Below are 17,826 nucleotides of genomic sequence, written 5' to 3'. Positions count from 1 at the left end.
TCCGGTGCGGGCGGCGGCGCCCGCGGTGGTGGGGGTTGTGTTGCCGCCGAGGTACGGGGGCCCGGAGACCGTGTGGTCTCCGGACCCCCGTCCGGTGGCCGCGGAGCAGGATACCTGCTCGCGGTGTGTCCCAGCGGTACTGGACCGCAGTGGGACCGGTGTTACTTGGTGACCTCGATGTCGTAGTACAGCGGAACGGAGTCCCAACCGAACTTGACGTTCTTGACGTTGTCAGCCGACCAGACGCCGGTCACGTTGGAGTACCACAGCGGGATCTCCGGCAGGTCCTTGAACAGGAGTTCCTGGGCCTGGTCGAAGTACTTGTTGCCCTCTTCGACGGTCGCAGCCGAACGGCCCTTGGCGAGCAGGTCGTTGTACTCGGTCGAGTCGTAGCGCGCGTAGTTGCTGGACGAGCCCTCACCCATGGTCGGGCCGAGGAAGTTGTACAGCGACGGGTAGTCGGCCTGCCAACCGGTGCGGCTACCGCCCGTGAGCTTGTCCTGCGTCTGCGTGTCCAGGGCCTCCTGGAACGTCGGCACGGCCTTGCCCTCGGCCTTGATCCCGAGCGTGTTCGAGATCGAGTTGGTGACCGCGGTCACCCATGCCTCGTGGCCACCATCGGCGTTGTACTGGATGGTGAGGGTCTCGTCGTACGGCGAGATCTCGTTGGCCTGGGCCCAGAGCTTCTTGGCCTCGGTCGGGTTGTAGTCGAGGACGTCCGACCCGTCGAGCTTGTCGTTCCAGCCGGAGATCACCGGGGAGGTGAAGTCCTTGGCCGGGGTGCGGGTGCCGTCGAAGATCTTCTCGGTGATCTGCTTGCGGTTCACCGACAGCGACAGGGCCTCGCGACGGAGCTTGCCCTCCTCGCCGCTCCAGTGCTGCAGGTAGTACGGCATGTAGAACGCCTGGAAGATCGCAGCCGGCTGGTTGACGTTCGAGTCCGGGAAGTCCGACTTGTAGGTCTGGAAGGCGCTGTCCGGGATCGCGTCGAGCACGTCGAGGTTGCCACCCTGCACGTCCGCGTAGGCGGTGTCCTGCGAGGTGTAGAACGTGATCGTCAGACCACCGTTCTTCGGCTTGCGCTTGCCGGCGTAGTCCTCGTTGGTGACGAGCTTGATCGACTGGTTGTGCGTCCAGGCGCCCTTGCCGTCGAGCTTGTACGGGCCGTTGCCGATCGGGTTCTCACCGAAGGCCTTGGTGTCCTTGTAGAACTCCGACGGGAGCGGCATGAAGGCCGAGTAGCCGAGCGACAGCGGGAAGTCCGACTGCGCCGACTTCAGCGTCACGGTGAACTCGTCGTCGCTGACGACCTTGAGGCCGGTGAGCTCCGAGTCCGCGTCGGCGTTGTAGCCCTCGATGTTCTCGAAGAAGTAGCTCGCGCCCTGCGCGTTCGACTTCTGGGCAGCCCAGTTCCACGCCTTCGTGAAGGACTCGGCCGTGACCTTCTCACCGTTGGTGAAGGTGTAGCCCGTGTTGAGCTTGATGTCGTAGGTCTTGGAGTCATCGGTGTCGATGCTCTTCGCGACCTCGTCGACCGGCTTGCCGTCGGCGTCGTACGAGACGAGACCCTCAAAGATCGACGTGATGATCTTGCCGCCACCGGTCTCGGTGGAGTTCGAGGGGATGAGCGGGTTCTGGGGCTCGGAGCCGTTCGTGGTGACGATCCCGGACGCGTTCGTCGAGCCCGAGTCACCGCCGTTGCCGCTTCCGTTGCTGGAGCAGCCGGTCAGGGCGATTGCTGTGGCCCCGAGCACGGCGAGGGCAGAGAGCCCAGCGCGCTTCTTGATCAAGGTTCCTCCTGGTGCATGGGACACGCCAGGCACAGAGGTGCTGCCGGGCGTGTTTGTCCTTGCACTGTAGGCAGTGCTCCGACCGCCGACCAAACCCTGCGGCCATCGGTTACAAACCGGAAACCAAGTTGCAGGATCATTGCGGGAGGATGCAAGATTCGGGCGCTCTGACGAGGCCGGAGCGGGTTTGTTGCTTCTGCAACGAAGTTGTTGCACGAGCGCACACCGATGGGCTAGCCGAACAGCTCTCGCTGGGACGTGGAGCGCTCCGACGTCGGCCTGCTCGTCGGCCCCGCACGGACGCCTGACGCACGTGTGCCCTGCCCGGGGCTCCGGACAGGGCACACGCTACGCGCTCAGCGCTCGGATCGCCGCCGTGTGACACGGGCGGCGGGTCGGATCAGGCGAACGCCTCGATCGGCGGGCACGCGCAGACCAGGTTGCGGTCGCCGTACGCCTGGTCGATCCGGCGCACCGGCGGCCAGTACTTCCGCGCACTGATGCCCGGCAGCGGGTAGACGCCCTGCTCACGCGTGTAGGCGTGCTCCCACTCGCCGGAGATCACGGAGGCAGCCGTGTGCGGGGCGTGCACGAGCGGGTTGTCGTCCGCCGGCCACTCCCCCCGCTCGACGGCCGCGGCCTCGGCACGGATGGCGAGCATCGCGTCGACGAACCGGTCGAGCTCGGCGAGGTCCTCGCTCTCGGTCGGCTCGACCATGAGCGTCCCGGCGACCGGGAACGACATGGTCGGCGCGTGGAAGCCGTAGTCGACCAGCCGCTTGGCGACGTCGTCCACGGTGATGCCGGAGGACTCGCGCAGGGGCCGGAGGTCGAGGATGCACTCGTGGGCGACCAGGCCGGACTCCCCGGTGTAGAGGACCGGGAACGCCTCGCGGAGCCGTGCGGCGATGTAGTTCGCTCCGAGCACGGCCGCCTCGGTCGCTCGGGTCAGCCCCTCGAGCCCCATCATCCGCACGTAGGTCCAGGTGATCGGCAGGATGCTCGGGCTGCCGTACGGCGCTGCGCTGACCGGGCCGCCCGCGTGGGCGAGCCGACCGTCGGCGTCGTCCGACGCGGCCGCCGACGACCCGGGCCGCCGGTCTGCCTGCTGCGCCATCGGGTGCGCGGGCAGGAAGGGCGCGAGGTGCGCCTTCGCCGCGACCGGCCCGACACCGGGGCCACCTCCGCCGTGCGGGATGCAGAAGGTCTTGTGCAGGTTGAGGTGCGAGACGTCGCCGCCGAAGTCGCCGAACCGGGCGTGCCCGAGCAGCGCGTTGAGGTTCGCGCCGTCGACGTACACCTGGCCGCCGGCCTCGTGCACCGCATCGCAGACGTCGCGGACGTCGTGCTCGTAGACCCCGTGGGTCGACGGGTACGTGATCATCAGCGCGGCGAGGGTCTCCGCGTGCTGAGCCGTCTTCGCGCGGAGGTCGGCGAGGTCGACGTTGCCGTCCTCGTCGCAGGCCACGACGACGACCTGCATGCCGGCGAGCACGGCCGACGCGGCGTTCGTGCCGTGCGCGCTCGACGGGATCAGGCACACCGTGCGGTCCAGGTCGCCGCGGGACCGGTGGTACCCGCGGATCGCGAGGAGACCCGCGAGCTCGCCCTGGCTGCCGGCGTTCGGCTGCAGCGACACCGTGTCGTACCCGGTGACCTCGGCCAGCCACGACTCGAGGTCGCCGATCATGTCGAGGTACCCCTCGACGTCATCGCGCGGGGCGAACGGGTGCACGTTCGCGAACTCCGGCCAGGTCACCGCTGCCATCTCGGTCGCGGCGTTGAGCTTCATGGTGCAGCTGCCGAGCGGGATCATGCCGCGGTCGAGCGCGTAGTCCTTGTCCGACAGGTGCTTGAGGTACCGCATCATGCGGGTCTCGCTGCGGTGCGCGCTGAACACGGGGTGTGTCAGGTACTCGCTGCTGCGCAGCAGGTCGGACGGGAGGCCCGTGGCCGCGTCGCGCACGGCGCCCTCGGTCGCCGGGACGGTCACGTCCACCGCCCCGAACACGCCGGCGAGCGCCGTCACGTCCTCCGGCGTGGTCGTCTCGTCCACCGACAGCTGCAGGGTGTCGGCGTCGACCAGGTGGAGCAGGCGGTCCGCGTCGCGCGCCGCGTCGACGATCTCCGCCGCACGACCGGGAGCCCGGAGCGTGAGCGTGTCGAACCAGTGCTCGTGCAGGACCTCGAGCCCCGCCGATCGGGCGACGTCGGCGAGCGCCGAGGTCGTCCGTGCCACCCGGTCCGCGATGAAACGCAGGCCCTCCGGTCCGTGGTAGACGGCGTACATCGACGCCATCACGGCGAGCAGGACCTGCGCGGTGCAGATGTTGCTCGTCGCCTTCTCACGACGGATGTGCTGTTCACGGGTCTGCAGGCTCAGGCGGTAGGCCAGCTGTCCGTCGGCGTCGAACGAGACACCGACCAGGCGGCCCGGCAGCTGGCGCTCGAGGCCGGCGCGGACCGCGAGGTACCCGGCGTGCGGGCCGCCGAAGCCGAGCGGGACGCCGAAGCGCTGGCTCGTGCCCACGGCGACGTCGGCACCCAGGTCGCCCGGGCTCGCCAGCAGCGTCATCGCGAGCAGGTCGGCCGCGACCACGGCGATCCCGCCGCCGGCGTGCACGCGCTCGATCGTGGCCGACGGGTCGACCACGCGTCCCGACGCACCGGGGTACTGCAGGATCACGCCGAAGGCGCCCTCGAGGTCGGCGACGCTCGGCCCCGTGACGGCGTCGAACTCCCGCAGCGTGATGCCCACGGCGTCCGCGCGGTGGTCGAGGAGCGCCCGGGTCTGCGGCAGCAGGTCGGCGTCCACGAGGAACGCGTCGCCCTTGACCTTCGACGCACGACGGGCCAGGAGCATGCCCTCGACCACGGCGGTGCCCTCGTCGAGCATCGACGCCCCGGCGGTGGCCATGCCGGTCAGGTCGGACACCATCGTCTGGAAGTTGATGAGCGCCTCGAGCCGGCCCTGCGAGATCTCCGGCTGGTAGGGGGTGTACGCCGTGTACCAGCTCGGGTTCTCGAGCACGTTCCGCTGGATCACCGCGGGCGTGTGGGTGCCGTGGTAGCCGAGGCCGATCATGGCGCGGCGGACGGTGTTCCGCCCGGCCTTCGCCCGGAGCTCGGCGAGCGCCTCGGTCTCGCCGACCGCGGCCGGGATCACCGAGTCGGTGACCGGGGCGGCGTGGATCGACTCCGGGATCGCCGCGCGGACGAGCGCGTCGAGGGACGGCTGCCCGACGGCGTCGAGCATGACCTGCTGGTCGGCGCTCGTCGTGCCGATGTGGCGGTCGGCGAAGGACGTCTGGAGGTTCTGCTGCGCGCCGGTCATGCGAGGGACGCCCGGTACGTGTCGTGGTCCATGAGGTCCTCGGGGAACGAGGTGCCGTCGACCTTGAGCTTGACGAGCCAGCCGGCGCCGAACGGGTCCTGGTTGACGGTGTCGGGGGCGTCGACCACGGCGTCGTTGATCGCGACGACCTCGCCCTCGATCGGGGCGAACAGCTCGCCGACGCTCTTGGTCGACTCGATCTCGCCCATCTGCGCGCCGGCGGTCGTGGTGGTGCCGACGGCGGGGAGCTCGACGTAGACGACGTCACCGAGCTGCTCGGCGGCGTGGTCGGTGATGCCGACGGTCACGGTGTCGCCCTCGACGAGGACCCACTCGTGGTCGGCGGTGTACTGCAGTGCGGTCTGGTCGGTCACGGGATCAGCCTCTCGGAGTGCGGCGGTAGAAGGGGAACGAGGTGACGGTGCTGGGGACGGCGGTGCCGCGGACGTCGATGTGGAGGACCTGTCCCCCGTCGGCCACGGTGGCGAGCGCCGACGGGTCGACGAAGGCCATCGCGACCGGGTGGCCGAGCGTCGGCGACAGCGCGCCGGACGTGACGGTGCCCACCACGGTGCCGTCGAGCACGACGTCGTAGCCGGCGCGCGGGGCACGGCGACCCTCGGTGACGAGTCCGACGAGCACGCGGGCGTCGGGGGCCGGCTGCACACCGGCGTCGCCGACGAACGAGCCTGAGGTCGCGACGACCCGACCGAGCCCGGCCTGGGCGGGCCGGACGTCGGTGGAGAGCTCGTGCCCGTAGAGCGGCATGCCGGCCTCGAGGCGCAGGGTGTCCCGCGCGGCGAGACCGGCGGGGACGACACCCCGGTCGGCACCGGTCTCGAGCAGGGCGTCCCAGATGGACGACGCGACCTCGGTGCCGCTGTAGATCTCGAAGCCGTCCTCGCCGGTGTACCCGGTGCGGGCGACCAGGACCTCGGCGCCGTCGAACAGGGCGTGCAGGACGCGGTAGTAGCGGAGCTCGTCGAGCGGGGTCTCCGGCTGCAGGCGGTCGGCCACGACCAGGGCGTCGAGCGTGCCCGCGGCGGCCGGACCCTGGATCGCGACGAGGGCGGTCGTGTCGGAGTCGTCGGACACCTCGACGTCGTACCCGGCGCTGCGGTCCTGCAGCGCCGAGACCGCGACGGATCGGTTGGCCGCGTTCGCCACCACGAGGAAGACGTCCTCGCCGGTGCGGTACACGACGAGGTCGTCGAGGATCCCGCCGTCCTCGGCCAGCAGCAGCGAGTACTTGGCACGGCCGACGGGCATCGCGCCGAAGGACCCGGCGAGCGCGTGGTCGAGGAACGGCACGGCGTCCGGGCCGACGACGCCGACCTCGGCCATGTGGGACAGGTCGAAGACACCGGCCGCCTGGCGCACCGCGTGGTGCTCGGCGAGGTCGGACGAGTACCGCACGGGCATCCGGTAGCCGGCGAAGTCGGTGAAGGTGGCGCCCGCAGCCTCGTGCGCGGGTTCGAGTGGGGAGGAACGCATGACGGAGTTCTCCTGGCATCGGCAGGACCCGACGGCCGTCGTCGGGTGGGAACTCCCCCTCTGTCATGGGCCTGAGAGTTTCACCGCGGCCCGTGAGGTCCGGCGGCTTTCACCGTGGGCGAGACACCGCGCGGGCCCGGCGGGGACGCGTGTCTGCTTTTCAGAGTGGCCTGTCCGCTGCGGTGTGGGACCTGAGAGATTGACGGGGAGGTTGCTCCTTCGGTGCCGTGCGCGTGCGCTCGGCTCTCCCGCGGCGGGTGTGCGGCCGGTGTTGAGTTGTGCAGGCCCGAGCATACCGACCCCGCGTTTCGGGCATGTGTCGCGGCACCGTCTTCGACGTCTCGTAGAATGCGGGGATGGCAGGACAGCGATCGCGCCCCCGTGGGCAGCTCGAGCAGGCGGTCCTCGAGACCCTGCGCGCCGCGGCCGACCGCGGCATCGTCGACGGGTGCACGGCCCGCCAGGTGCTGGACGCCTTCCCCGAGCCCCGACCCGCACTGACGACGGTGCTGACCGTGCTCGACCGGCTCGGCCGCAAGGGCCAGGTCGAGCGGCAGGAGCACGACGACGCCCCGCTGACCTTCCGCGCCGTGCACAGTCGCGAGCAGCAGACCGCGTCGCTGATGTCGAGCGCGCTCGCCGCCGCGTCGGACCGCGAGGCCGCCCTGCTGCAGTTCACCGGAGCGCTCGCCTCGGACGACCTCGACGTCCTGCGTCGCGCCCTCGACGCCCGAGCCCAGTCCTGAGGAGACCGGTCGCGTGGTCGTCGCCGGAGTCGTCCTCATCGCACTCGCCCTCGTCGTCGTGGTGGTCGCCCCGCGCGTCCTGACCCGGTCCGCCTGGACGATCGACCACCCGCGCACCGCACTGGTGTCGTGGTCCGTCGCGGTCCTGCTCGGTGTCGTCGGCTTCGTCGTCGGCACCACGCTGGTGGTCGTCGCGGACCGGCCGCTCACGGACCCGTTCGGGCTGGGTGAGTCGCCGACGCACGGGTTCGACATCGGCGTGGCGCTGCTCGCCGTGCTCGCCTTCGTGGTCGCCGTGCGGGTCCGTCCCGGCCCGGAGCACGAGGCCGTCCGCGAGGCCATGCGCTCGGGCGCCGCGCCGCACCGGCAGATCGACGGAACGACCGTCGCCCTGGTCGAGGCGGACCACGCGCTCGCCTGCGCGGTCCCCGGCCGGTCCGGCGGGGTGCTCGTCAGCACCGGGCTGGCGGACCTGCTGCGGACCGACGAACTGGAGGCCGTGGTCGCCCACGAACGCGCCCACCTGACCCAGCGCCACGCGGTGGCCGTCGCGGTCGCCGAGTCGATCGAGCGCGCGGTCCCCTGGGTGCCGGGCGCGCGCGCCATGGCGCGGTCGACGCGCGTCCTCGTCGAGTTCGCCGCCGACGACGCGGCGGCCCGTCGCGTCGGACGTGACGCCCTGCGGCGGGCGGTGCTCGTGGCGGACGGGACGAGCGCGCTCGGGGCGGTGCGTGCCTCCCGGCTGGGCTGAACCGGCCGGACGCGCCTGTCGGCGGCGAGGCATAGGCTTGCGGGCACCGTGAAGCCACTGACCGAAGCAGACATCCGTTCGTCGTTCGTGAACGCCACCCCTGACGAGCTCGAGCAGCTCCCGATCCCTGGGCTGCACGAGATGCTGTGGGACGAGCGCGAGTTCCTGGGCTGGCGCGATCCCCAGGCCGCCCGCCGCGGCTACATCGTGTCGTGGATCGACGACCGCCCGGTGGGCATCGTCGTCCGCTCCGCCGGTGGCTCCCTGCGCCCGGGCATCGCTGCGATGTGCTCGTTCTGCCACTCGCCGCAGCCGGCCACGCAGGTCCGGCTGTTCTCGGCCGCCCGCGCCGGTGAGTCCGGTCGCAACGGCAACACCATCGGCTCCTACATCTGCGAGGACCTCGGTTGCTCGATGCTCATCCGCACCGCGCCGCCGCACCTCAACCCGCCGGCGACGATCGCGATGCGCGGCGAGGCGCTGCTGCAGCGCGTGCGGAACTTCACCGAGGACGTCTCGAAGACCGCGTGAGCCGGTTCGACACCGCACGCTGGGCCGTCGTCGAGGAGTCCGGCGACGGCCGGTGGCGGCTGAGCATCCGCGACGAGGCCGACGACGAGCTCGGGGCCCTCGGCCTCGGTGTCGAGGGGGTGTGGGACCCCGACGTCGAGCCGCACGTGGCGTTCGTGCTCGTGCAGCTCGGGCTGACACTGCGCGGCGCCCGACCGTGGCACGAGGACGAGCTCGGCGACCAGCGGGCTCCGGTGCTGCCGCTGGGATGAGCGGCGGATGCTGCGCTCAGGGCTCGGTCGCGGCGATGAAGTTGCGGAGGATCTCGCGGTCGTCGTCGGCTCGGACGGCCCAGACGAGCGCACTGCGGGCGGGGTCGTCCTGCAGGGGCAGCAGCACCACCGTGTCGGGTGCCGCGAGGGTCGCGCTCTTCGGGGCGATCGTCACACCGAGCCCTGCTCCGACCAGGTGCAGCACGGTGGCCCACGTCGTGGCCTCCTGCACGATCTCGGGCCGACGGCCGTCGACGACCACGGGAGCGAGGTTGCGTTCGGTCGCGACCGCACCGGCGACGGCGGGGAAGAACACGAACGGGTCGTCGATGAGCTCGGTCCCCCGGATAGCCGTCCGCTCCGCGAGCCGGTGCCCGTGCGGGACCGCCGCGACGAACCGCTCCCTCCGGAACGGCAGGAAGCGCACGGCCGGGTGTGGGTCGGGGTCGCGCAGGACGGCCAGGTCGAGCTCGCCGCGGGCGATGCGGGCGAGGAGCGACGACGAGTAGCCCTCCGTCAACTCGACGCGGACGAGCGGGTACCGCTGCCGGAAGGCCTGGACGCGCTCGATCGGACCGAGGGGCAGTGCCGAGACCACGAACCCGACGTCAAGTCGCCCCGCCTCTCCGCGTCCGACCCGCACGACCTCGTCGAGGTCACGCTGCGCCTGGTCGAGCAGCGAGCGCGCTCGACCCTGCAGCACCCGCCCGGCTGCGGTCAGTGCGACGCTCCGCGAGGTCCGGACGAACAGGTCCACCCCGAGGTCCCGCTCGGTCCGTCGGATCTGCTGCGAGAGCGCGGGTTGGGCGATCCGCAGTCGCTCGGCGGCCCGCCCGAAGTGCAGCTCGTCGGCGACGGCGAGGAACGCCCGGAGCTGTCGCAGATCGACATCCATGCACGCAGCTTATCGATCCGAACGAACGAGTATTGGACGTGATCGAAGCGCCGTTCCAGGATGGGTCCATGCCGGAAACGACCCCCACGCTCGCCATCGCCGAACTCGAGACCGCCACGGACGCCGTGGCGTTCCGTACCCTCAACGAGGCGTGGATCGAGCGGTACTTCACGCTCGAGGACGAGGACCGCGCGATCCTCGGGGACCCGACCGGCCGGATCGTCGAGCCCGGAGGCGCGGTGTTCGTCGCGCGGCTCGACGACGAGGTCATCGGCTGCATCGGGATCATGCCGGTCGGCGACCGCGTGTTCGAGCTCGTCAAGATGGCGGTCTCACCGGCGCACCAGGGACACGGCACCGGCCGGAAGCTCATCGCCGCCGCGCTCGACCGCGCCCGTGCCCTCGGCGCGCAGCGGGTTGCACTCGAGAGCAACAGTGCCCTGGCGAGCGCGGTGCACCTGTACGAGGCGTTCGGCTTCCGCCACCTGGAGCACGACGAGATCGCGCCGAGCCCGTACGTGCGCGCCGACGTCCACATGGTGCTCGACCTGGTGTGACAACGAGCCGGTAGCGTCGCGGTCGTGCACATCCGCCCGCGCAGCCACGACGACCTGCAGCAGTTGGTCGAGGTGCTGCGGCGCACGCACGACCAGGACGGCTACCCGGCGCACTGGCCGAACGATCCCGCGTCGTGGCTCACACCACCCGGGCACCTGGCCGCCTGGACGGCGTGGTCGCCCGATGCCGGCGTCGTCGGGCACGTCGGGCTCGCCGCTCCCGACGCCGTCGCGCCACCGCTCGTCACCCGGCTCGTCGTCCATCCGGACCACCGCGGGCGCGGGACCGCCGACGCCCTGCTCGCGACCGCCGAGACGGCCGCCGCAGCCGCCGCAGGAGCGAGCGCTGACGCTGTCGGAAGTGCCCCCGTCCTCCGGCTCGACGTGACCGAGGAGACGCCCGGCGCGTGGCGGCTCTACGAACGCCGCGGCTGGCGGCTGACGCACCGCGCCCCCGCGGACTGGGCGAAGCCGGACGGGACCGTGCCGACGATGCGGTGGTACGAGAAGCACCTGGTGTGACCGCAGCCCGGTACGCTCACCGCATGGCGACGTACGAGGTGCAGGCCGTCCGTGAGCGCGGCGTGTGGCAGGTGTTCATCGAGGGGACCCCGATCACCGAGGTCCTGCGGTGGTCGTCCGTCGGTCCGGTCGCGCGGGAGTTCCTCGCCATGGACCGCGACGACGACCTCCGCATCCGCGTCGTCGGGCGCAACCAGTACGTCGACGTCCCGTCCGACTGAGGCCAGCGCCGCGACCAGCTCGTGCGCTCGCTGGTGCGAGACTCGGGCTGACCGACGCCCCTCGCGTCCGCGGGGCCGAGACGGGTCGCTGAGCGCGAGCTTCGCAGCACGCGGCCGGCCCGCGTCTCCAGGCCGACAGCTCGTCACCCGCCGCTCACGCGACGTGCCAGACCAACCCCTCCTGCGCACTCGACGGGTAGGCCGCCGCGATGCGGTGCACCGCCTCGCGCAGGGTCTCCGGCGAACACGCCAGGTTCAGCCGCGCGAACCCACGACCCTGCGCGCCGAACCCCAGCCCGGAGTTGAGCGCGACGTAGGCGTGCTCGCGGAGCGGCACCGCCGGATCGTCCCCCAGACCGATCCCCCGGAAGTCGAGCCACGCCAGGTACCCGGCTCGTGGTCGCGTGTAGACCACGCCGGGCAGGTGCTCGGCGAGCAACGAGCCGAGCAACCGCTCGTTCGCGACGATCCGGGCGACGACGTCGTCGAGCCAGTCCGTGGCGAGCGTGAACGCCGCGAGGTTCGCGTGCAGCCCGAGGATGCTCGTCCGGCAGGCCACTTCCTCCCACAGGGTGTCGAGGAGCGCCTCGGTCCGGTCGTCCCCCGCCACGATCACCGAGCACTTCACCCCCGCGAGGTTCCACCCCTTGCTCGCACTCGTCACGCAGACGCTGCGGGCACCGGTGGCCTCGGCGACCATCGCGAACGGGGTGAAGCGGACGCCGGGGTGCGTCAGCGGTGCGTGGATCTCGTCGCTGATGACGAGCACGTCGTACCGGGCGGCGAGTTCGGCGAGCGCGAGCAGGTCGGCCCGGTCGTGCACGAGCCCCATCGGGTTGTGCGGGTTGCAGAGCAGGAACACCCGGACGCCGTCGGCGAAGGCACGCTCGAGCCCGTCGAGGTCGAGCCGGTAGACGCCCCACTGCTCGGTGAGCGGGACCTCCTCGACCTGACATCGCGCCTCTTCCACGAGCTCGAAGAACGGCGGGTACACCGGCGGGGTGATCGCGACGCGTCCACCGTCCGGCAGCGCGAGCCGCAGCGACTCGACGATCCCCACGCTGACGTCGGTGGCGAGGTGCACCCGCGCCGGGTCGACGGCCCAGCCCCACCGGTCGCGCGCGAACTGCGCGAACGCCGGCGCGAGCGGTCCGGGGCCGTCGAGGTACCCGAGGTCGGACTGCTGCACCCGCTCGACCAGCGCCTGGCGGATCGCCGGAGCGACGTCGTGGTCCATCTCGGCGACGAACAGGGGCAGCACGTCGGGCGCGTAGCGCGTCCACTTGATGCTCGTGCGGACCCCACGGAGCGTGCCGACCGGGTCCTGTTCGTCGTCAGCCATGCGTCCCAGCATGCATCGACCGGGAGGCGCGGTGCGAGTCCGGACGTCATCGCGCGTCGTCTGCCGGTCCGGTCACGGTCGCGCCACACGTCCGCCGCATAGGTTCGGCACCATGAGCACGAGCACCGCCGACAAGGCGACCATCCTCAAGCAGCTGCACGAAGCCCCCGAGATCCTGCGCGTCGTGAACGTGTGGGACGCGATCAGCGCGAAGGTCGTCAGCGACCTGCCGGAGACGAAGGCCATCGCGACGGCCGGGCACTCCATCGCCGCGAGCCACGGCTACGACGACGGTGGGATGCCGCTCGACGTCGCCCTCGCGGGCGCCGCGACCGTCGCCGCCGCCACGGACCTGCCCGTCACGGCGGACCTGGACGACGGGTACGAGGACCCGGCCGAGACGATCCGCCGCGCGATCGCCGCCGGGATCGTCGGCGCCAACGTCGAGGACCGCCTCCGCCCCTTCGACGAGGCCGTGGCCCGGGTCGCCGCGATCACCGCTGCCGTCGAGGCCGAGGGCATCGACTTCCAGCTGAACGCCCGCACCGACGCGATCGCGCGCGGTGGTGACCGTCCGATCGACGAGAGCATCGAGGACGCCATCGCCCGCGGGAAGGCGTTCCTCGACGTCGGAGCGCCGCTCGTCTTCGTGCCGGGTGCGATCCAGCGCGACGTGGTCGAGCGGCTCGTCGACGGGCTCGGCCGCGGCAAGCTCTCGGTGATCGGGCTGCCGGGTGCCCTGTCCGCCGCCGAGTACCAAGAACTCGGCGTCGCGCGCATCTCCTACGGCCCGCTGACGCAGCGCGTGGCGCTTCGCGCGCTGCGCGACCTGGCGACCGACCTGTACGGCGACGGCGTCGTGCCGGAGGACACCCCCGCCCTCAACTGAGCCCGGTGACGGACGGGAGGCCCGTGGCGGTGTCGCCACGGGCCTCCCGTCCGTCTCGTGGTCCGTCAGGACCGTCCGGCTCAGCCGAGCGGACCGTACAGCGCCGGCGCGGTGCGCGCCTTCGTGGCCTGCTCGAAGGAGTACCCGAGCCCGATCAGCGTGCCCTCGTCGAAGGACCGCCCGAGGAACTCGAGGTTGACGCCACCGCCGGTGACCGTGCCGTCGGCAGCGGCCGCCTGGCCCATCGGGACCGTCAGCGCCGGCATGCCGGTGTTCGGGCTGAGCCGCATGTTCGTCGACTGGGTGCCGTACGGCGTGCCCGACGGGTAGACGAGGGCGTCGAGGTCCTGGCCGTCGAGCATCTGCGTCACGAGCGCCTTGCCGGCCGCGAGCTGCGTCGTGTGCGATCCGGTCGGGCCGGCCCACGCCTGGTACTGCGCGTCGGTGATCGCGTTCCGGCTCTCGTAGGTCGACTTCCGGCTCGGCACGTACTGGCCGGAGTCGAGGATGCCCTGCAGCGACCGTGCGGTCACGTCGGGGTCGAGGTGCTTCGCGACGTACTCGTCGAGGTCGTGCTTGAACTCGTTCGTGCTGCCGCTGCCCTCGGAGAGCACCCGGTTGAACGCCGTCGTCGGGGCGATCGGGACGACCGTGGCGCCGGCCGCCGTGAGCTTCGCCACGGACTCGTCGAACAGGCGCTTCGTCGTGGCGTTCGTGCCGACCATGCTCGTGACGTACCCGATCCGTGCGCCCTGCAGCGACGTCGGGTCGAGCGACGAGGTGTACGACGTCGGGACCTTGCCGGACTGTGCGCTCGTCACCGGGTCCGCGGCGTCGACGCCGGTGACGGCGTCGAGTGCGACCGCGGCGTCGGTCACCGACCGGGCGATCGGGCCGCCGGTGTCCTGCGAGAGCGCGAGCGGGATGATGCCGTCACGACTCGTCAGACCGACCGTCGGACGGATGCCGACGAGCTGGTTGTAGGTCGACGGGATGCGGATCGAACCGCCCGTGTCCGTGCCGAACCCGATCCCGGCCAGGTTCGCCGCGATCGCCGCACCGGTGCCGCCGCTGGAGCCTCCGGCGCTCTGCGACGTCACGTACGGGCTCGCGACGAGGAGCGAGGAACCGGCCGGCTGTCCGGTCGAGAACTCGGAGACGAAGCCGTAGGCGAACTCGTCGAGGCTCGCCTTGGCGAGGATGACCGCACCGGCGTCGCGGAGGCCGGCGACCATCGTCGCGTCGGTGTCGGTCTGGTTCGCGCTCCAGCACGAGCAGCCGCCCGTGGTCGGCATGTCCTTCGTGTCGTAGTTGTCCTTCACCGCGATCGGCACGCCGAGCAGCATGCTCGTCATGCCGTGTTCCGCCCGCTCGGTGTCGGCGGCCTTCGCCGCGGTCAGTGCGGCGGCGTTCGTGGTGATGATCGAGTTGAGCGGCCTGCCGTTCGCGGTGGTGTCGACCGTCGTCCGGTCGTAGGCGGCGATCCGGTCGAGGTACTCCTGCGTGATGGCGACGGAGGTCGTGACCCCCGCGTTCATCGCCGCCTGCATGTCGATCGTGGAGGCCTCGACGAGCTCGAACGGGCCGTCGTCGTAGATGATGCGCTGGGACAGCGCTGCGAGGTCGGCGACGGTGATGGTGCCGTCCCCGTCCGTGTCGGCGACGGCGACCGCGTCCCACTCCGGGTCGGTGCCCGTTGCCGGTCGCGATACCCCGAGGTGGTCGCCCAGCTCGGCGAGGTCGTCCTCGGTCACCTGCGCGTCGCCGGTGAGGTCGAGCTCCGTGTAGTACGGCGCGAGCATCGCGGCGGGGCGGGCGTCCACCGAGGGTGCGGCGGCAGCGGTCAGGCTCGGGACGGCGACGATGCCCGCGCCGACGAGGGCGACCAACGAGGCACCGGTGACGGCCGTGCGTCGACGCGCTCCGGTCCGGACAGCGCTGCGGCCTTCACTCTGGTAACGGGCGGTCATGCGGCGTCTCCGTTGCGCTCGCGGCGCGCACGTCGGGCGCGCAGGGTGACGAGGGTGGTGCCGAGTGCGAGCAGCGCCAGCGAGGCGGCAGCCCACGGCGCGACGTCCGCACCGGTCCAGGCGAGCGCTCCGCCGGCGGGACGGCCGGGTGCTCCCCCGGCACCGGCCGGGACCGCCGTCGCGGTGCTGCCGGGGGTCGGGGTGGTGGACGTGCTCGGTGTCGGGTCGGGTGCGTCGGTCGGGTCCGGCGTCGCGGTCGGTGCCGGGGTCGGGACGGCAGCGATGCTGACGGTGGTCGACGCCGGATCGGTCAGGGTCGTCGAGCTGCCGTCGGAGCCGACGAGCACGACGCTCGACACCGTCAGGTCGGTGTCACCGGCAGCCGTCGGCGTCAGCGCCACCGAGGTGGCCAGGTCGCCGCTCAACGCCGGTGAGGTGCCGAGCCGGGAGTGCACGATCGTGATGGTGTCGGCGTCCTGTTCGACGCGGTCGAAGCCGCCGTCGGGGCCGGTGACGCTGCCGTCGACGACCGCGAGGGCGTCCTCGTCGGTGTCGATCGTGATCTCGTAGGCGTAGACGTCGGTCGTCGCGGGGATCGTGACCTCGAGGTCGAACGGTTCGCCGATCGTCGCGCTCGACGGCGCCGCGATGCGGACGGTGGTGGCGGTGGGCGCCGCGGCCGCGGGCGTCGCGGCGAGGACGGTGAGGCCGATGACCCCGGCCACGATCGTCGCAGGGACGACCGCGGCTCGAGGGCACCGCAGGGTTCGGTGCTGCATCCGAGCAGGTCCTTCGGGAAGGGGTGGGAGGGAGGGAGTCTGAGCGGGTACTCAGTGGTCCGCACGCTAACGGCGCACTGTTTCGCGCACCGACGTCGTGCGTTTCCGCGGCGTTACGTGCCGACGACCCTGGACGTCAGGCCGGGAGCGACGTATACTGTTCAGCTGGTGCACTGCAGCGAACCCATCTGACTCGCGCACACCAGCCCGTCTCGACACCGACCCGCCGGGTCGCATTCCACCGAGACCACCGCTCAGTCCGACCGGACGAGCTGCACGTCGAGACACGACGTGCGCGCCCGCAGCCGATGCGTCGCGCCGGACCACGAAGTCCGCCGACCACGGCACGACCGGGCGCCGAACGACCAGGAAGTACCGCACCACCATGACCAGCAACGACCGCATCACCATCACCGGGACCGCACTCGCGGCACCCACCGTCTCCCCCGACCGCATCGCCGAGTTCCCCGTGCGCGACGACCGCTCGCAGCGCGAGTACCTCGTCCGCATCCCGGCCGACGACCTGCGCCTCTTCGTCACACGTGACGCACGCGTGGACGTCGACGGCGAGGCCGGGTGGACCGTCCCCGGCCGCTCCTGGCGGGGCGAGTCGAGCCGGACCATCCTGCTCGCGCGCCGCATCGGCAGGAGCGAGCTCGCCCTGGCCGCCTAGGGGCCCGAACTGGACCGCTCGCTCGGCCCCCTGACCACACGGACGCCGTCGGCTCGATGCCGGCGGCGTTCGTCGCGTCCGGCGCCGGCGGCGCTGGTCGGTGCTGGTCGGTGCTGGTCGGTGCCTCAGGCCCGGTCGTACGAGGACGGCTGTTCGGCACCGCGGAAGCGCACCCCGCCGTCGGCGTTCACCGGGAGCGCCGGACCCGCCCGTCGTGCCGCATCACGGAGCCGACGGATGAAGGCCGGGTCCTCGGGCTCGAGCTCGTCGTCCGGGGCGACCGTCACGCAGAGCTCACTCGCCGGGCCGACCAGCAGGATCGACGTCGACACCGAGCCGTCGTCGCCCACGCTCGGCACCGTGATCGTGTCGGTGCGCGCGTTGGCTCCGAGGACGGCCGCGTAGTCGGCGACCGCGTCCGCGATCAGGTCCCCCGTGAGGATCAGGCTCGCGTCGTAGTGGATGTACTTCACGTGTCCTCCTCGTCTCGTCCTCGACGGTAGGTTCCGCCTGTGCAAGGAGGTTCGGAGTGTGCGTTCCGCGGCCACTCTCAGCGGCCAGAGGACGTCGTCAGACCTGGGGCGGGTCCGTGCGCAGGCGCTTCGCCTCGGGCTCGTCGGAGTGCGACGACGCGGCGTCAGAGAAACGACCGCCACCGACGGCCGTCGTACGACGTGCGAGCTCGTTGACGAGGTCCTCGTCCTCCGGCTCCAGCTCGTCGTCCGGAGCCACCTCGACCATGATCTGCGAGGCCGGGCCGAGCAGCACCTCCGCCGTGGTTCCGTAGCCCTCGGCGTCAGCCGTCGGGATCTCGACGATGTCCGTCGTCCCGTTCTCGCCGAGCGCAGCGGCGTAGGCGAGCACCGCCTCGGCGATCGCATCGCCGGTCATCACTCGGTTCTCTCCGTAGACCACGTACTTCACCAGTTCAGTCAACGCCCCACCTGGACCGTGCGCTCAGCTTGGCCCCCCCCGTCGGGGGACGCGCTGCTCGCCCGCCACGCCGGCCCTGCACGACTGCGCGGATCGGCTCTTCCCAGTTCTGGGGACTGGTCAGGGCAGTGGCGACGTACTGGACTGG

At 71.6% G+C, this 17,826-nt stretch carries 19 protein-coding genes and 1 riboswitch; of the genes, 9 read left to right on the top strand and 10 right to left on the bottom strand.

All coding sequences use genetic code 11. The features are described 5' to 3' along the window. Positions 1-161 precede the first annotated feature (161 nt). The 4 genes from LCG91_RS04110 to gcvT all read right to left on the bottom strand — a co-directional run bounded on the left by LCG91_RS04110 (position 162) and on the right by gcvT (position 6,618). Positions 162-1,790 carry an ABC transporter substrate-binding protein gene (locus LCG91_RS04110; protein ID WP_137766700.1) on the bottom strand — a complete coding sequence of 543 codons (1,629 nt, stop codon included), beginning with the start codon at positions 1,788-1,790 and terminating at the stop codon, positions 162-164. 400 nt (positions 1,791-2,190) lie between these two features. Then, positions 2,191-5,124 (bottom strand): aminomethyl-transferring glycine dehydrogenase, encoded by a 2,934-nt coding sequence (gene gcvP, locus LCG91_RS04105; protein ID WP_224442592.1) that lies wholly within the window; start codon positions 5,122-5,124, stop codon positions 2,191-2,193. Further along, positions 5,121-5,498, bottom strand: a complete 378-nt coding sequence (gene gcvH / locus LCG91_RS04100; protein WP_224442591.1) for a glycine cleavage system protein GcvH — start codon at positions 5,496-5,498, stop codon at positions 5,121-5,123. The genes gcvP and gcvH overlap by 4 nt, the downstream gene beginning before the upstream one ends. Before the next feature lie 4 nt (positions 5,499-5,502). Further along, positions 5,503-6,618, bottom strand: coding sequence for a glycine cleavage system aminomethyltransferase GcvT (gene gcvT / locus LCG91_RS04095; RefSeq protein ID WP_224442590.1), 1,116 nt, complete (start codon positions 6,616-6,618; stop codon positions 5,503-5,505). Positions 6,619-6,788: 170 nt separating this feature from the next. After that, positions 6,789-6,879, bottom strand: a riboswitch (glycine riboswitch). Positions 6,880-6,974: 95 nt separating this feature from the next. On the opposite strand from gcvT, the gene LCG91_RS04090 reads away from it, so the two are divergent. From LCG91_RS04090 to LCG91_RS04075, 4 genes are read left to right on the top strand one after another with little or no spacing between them, the layout of a single operon-like run. Then, complete coding sequence (locus tag LCG91_RS04090; RefSeq protein WP_224442589.1) at positions 6,975-7,364, top strand: BlaI/MecI/CopY family transcriptional regulator; 390 nt, start codon at positions 6,975-6,977, stop codon at positions 7,362-7,364. Between the two features lie 13 nt (positions 7,365-7,377). Next, positions 7,378-8,115 (top strand): M56 family metallopeptidase, encoded by a 738-nt coding sequence (locus tag LCG91_RS04085; RefSeq protein ID WP_058728206.1) that lies wholly within the window; start codon positions 7,378-7,380, stop codon positions 8,113-8,115. A 48-nt stretch (positions 8,116-8,163) separates the two neighbouring features. Then, the gene (locus tag LCG91_RS04080; protein WP_058728205.1) at positions 8,164-8,646 is read left to right on the top strand and encodes an FBP domain-containing protein; all 483 of its coding nucleotides are present in this window, start codon (positions 8,164-8,166) and stop codon (positions 8,644-8,646) included. Next, positions 8,643-8,897 (top strand): hypothetical protein, encoded by a 255-nt coding sequence (locus LCG91_RS04075; RefSeq protein WP_209677668.1) that lies wholly within the window; start codon positions 8,643-8,645, stop codon positions 8,895-8,897. The genes LCG91_RS04080 and LCG91_RS04075 overlap by 4 nt, the downstream gene beginning before the upstream one ends. A gap of 16 nt (positions 8,898-8,913) precedes the next feature. On the opposite strand, the gene LCG91_RS04070 is transcribed toward LCG91_RS04075, so the two are convergent. Continuing rightward, the gene (locus tag LCG91_RS04070) at positions 8,914-9,792 is read right to left on the bottom strand and encodes a LysR substrate-binding domain-containing protein (protein ID WP_224442588.1); all 879 of its coding nucleotides are present in this window, start codon (positions 9,790-9,792) and stop codon (positions 8,914-8,916) included. 68 nt (positions 9,793-9,860) lie between these two features. Here LCG91_RS04070 and LCG91_RS04065 point away from each other — a divergent pair, with 68 nt between their 5' ends. The 3 genes from LCG91_RS04065 to LCG91_RS04055 are packed head-to-tail and all read left to right on the top strand — an operon-like array spanning position 9,861 to position 11,092. After that, positions 9,861-10,349: a GNAT family N-acetyltransferase gene (locus tag LCG91_RS04065; RefSeq protein WP_224442587.1), complete on the top strand. Its 489-nt coding sequence runs from the start codon at positions 9,861-9,863 to the stop codon at positions 10,347-10,349. A 24-nt stretch (positions 10,350-10,373) separates the two neighbouring features. Then, positions 10,374-10,871, top strand: a complete 498-nt coding sequence (locus LCG91_RS04060) for a GNAT family N-acetyltransferase (protein ID WP_224442586.1) — start codon at positions 10,374-10,376, stop codon at positions 10,869-10,871. Positions 10,872-10,894: 23 nt separating this feature from the next. Further along, positions 10,895-11,092 carry a hypothetical protein gene (locus tag LCG91_RS04055; RefSeq protein WP_153001716.1) on the top strand — a complete coding sequence of 66 codons (198 nt, stop codon included), beginning with the start codon at positions 10,895-10,897 and terminating at the stop codon, positions 11,090-11,092. Positions 11,093-11,246: 154 nt separating this feature from the next. Here LCG91_RS04055 and LCG91_RS04050 read toward each other — a convergent pair whose 3' ends face one another. Beyond that, positions 11,247-12,434, bottom strand: a complete 1,188-nt coding sequence (locus LCG91_RS04050) for a MalY/PatB family protein (RefSeq protein WP_224442585.1) — start codon at positions 12,432-12,434, stop codon at positions 11,247-11,249. A gap of 112 nt (positions 12,435-12,546) precedes the next feature. Between LCG91_RS04050 and LCG91_RS04045 the strand changes: the two genes are divergently transcribed. Further along, positions 12,547-13,323: an isocitrate lyase/phosphoenolpyruvate mutase family protein gene (locus LCG91_RS04045; RefSeq protein ID WP_224442584.1), complete on the top strand. Its 777-nt coding sequence runs from the start codon at positions 12,547-12,549 to the stop codon at positions 13,321-13,323. A gap of 80 nt (positions 13,324-13,403) precedes the next feature. On the opposite strand, the gene LCG91_RS04040 is transcribed toward LCG91_RS04045, so the two are convergent. Continuing rightward, the gene (locus LCG91_RS04040; RefSeq protein WP_224442583.1) at positions 13,404-15,293 is read right to left on the bottom strand and encodes an amidase family protein; all 1,890 of its coding nucleotides are present in this window, start codon (positions 15,291-15,293) and stop codon (positions 13,404-13,406) included. After that, positions 15,290-16,072 carry a cohesin domain-containing protein gene (locus tag LCG91_RS04035; protein ID WP_224442582.1) on the bottom strand — a complete coding sequence of 261 codons (783 nt, stop codon included), beginning with the start codon at positions 16,070-16,072 and terminating at the stop codon, positions 15,290-15,292. The genes LCG91_RS04040 and LCG91_RS04035 overlap by 4 nt, the downstream gene beginning before the upstream one ends. Before the next feature lie 385 nt (positions 16,073-16,457). On the opposite strand from LCG91_RS04035, the gene LCG91_RS04030 reads away from it, so the two are divergent. After that, a complete protein-coding gene (locus LCG91_RS04030; protein WP_224442581.1) occupies positions 16,458-16,745 on the top strand; it encodes a hypothetical protein in 288 nt (95 codons plus the stop codon). Between the two features lie 125 nt (positions 16,746-16,870). On the opposite strand, the gene LCG91_RS04025 is transcribed toward LCG91_RS04030, so the two are convergent. After that, the gene (locus LCG91_RS04025) at positions 16,871-17,218 is read right to left on the bottom strand and encodes a hypothetical protein (RefSeq protein ID WP_224442580.1); all 348 of its coding nucleotides are present in this window, start codon (positions 17,216-17,218) and stop codon (positions 16,871-16,873) included. A 97-nt stretch (positions 17,219-17,315) separates the two neighbouring features. Beyond that, positions 17,316-17,669 (bottom strand): hypothetical protein, encoded by a 354-nt coding sequence (locus LCG91_RS04020; protein ID WP_058728120.1) that lies wholly within the window; start codon positions 17,667-17,669, stop codon positions 17,316-17,318. Positions 17,670-17,826: the final 157 nt, after the last annotated feature.

The sequence above is a fragment of the Curtobacterium sp. TXMA1 genome (assembly GCF_020162095.1).
Taxonomy (GTDB): Bacteria; Actinomycetota; Actinomycetes; order Actinomycetales; family Microbacteriaceae; genus Curtobacterium.
This window is presented reverse-complemented; position numbering and strand designations above follow the sequence as displayed.

Excerpts from the sequence above, each read along its gene's own strand:
- gcvP (WP_224442592.1), bottom strand. The coding sequence starts at position 5,124 with ATGACCGGCGCGCAGCAGAACCTCCAGACGTCCTTCGCCGACCGCCAC.
- gcvT (WP_224442590.1), bottom strand. The coding sequence starts at position 6,618 with ATGCGTTCCTCCCCACTCGAACCCGCGCACGAGGCTGCGGGCGCCACC.
- LCG91_RS04090 (WP_224442589.1), top strand. The coding sequence starts at position 6,975 with ATGGCAGGACAGCGATCGCGCCCCCGTGGGCAGCTCGAGCAGGCGGTC.
- LCG91_RS04070 (WP_224442588.1), bottom strand. The coding sequence starts at position 9,792 with ATGGATGTCGATCTGCGACAGCTCCGGGCGTTCCTCGCCGTCGCCGAC.
- LCG91_RS04065 (WP_224442587.1), top strand. The coding sequence starts at position 9,861 with ATGCCGGAAACGACCCCCACGCTCGCCATCGCCGAACTCGAGACCGCC.
- LCG91_RS04055 (WP_153001716.1), top strand. The coding sequence starts at position 10,895 with ATGGCGACGTACGAGGTGCAGGCCGTCCGTGAGCGCGGCGTGTGGCAG.
- LCG91_RS04050 (WP_224442585.1), bottom strand. The coding sequence starts at position 12,434 with ATGGCTGACGACGAACAGGACCCGGTCGGCACGCTCCGTGGGGTCCGC.
- LCG91_RS04045 (WP_224442584.1), top strand. The coding sequence starts at position 12,547 with ATGAGCACGAGCACCGCCGACAAGGCGACCATCCTCAAGCAGCTGCAC.
- LCG91_RS04040 (WP_224442583.1), bottom strand. The coding sequence starts at position 15,293 with ATGACCGCCCGTTACCAGAGTGAAGGCCGCAGCGCTGTCCGGACCGGA.
- LCG91_RS04035 (WP_224442582.1), bottom strand. The coding sequence starts at position 16,072 with ATGCAGCACCGAACCCTGCGGTGCCCTCGAGCCGCGGTCGTCCCTGCG.
- LCG91_RS04030 (WP_224442581.1), top strand. The coding sequence starts at position 16,458 with ATGACCAGCAACGACCGCATCACCATCACCGGGACCGCACTCGCGGCA.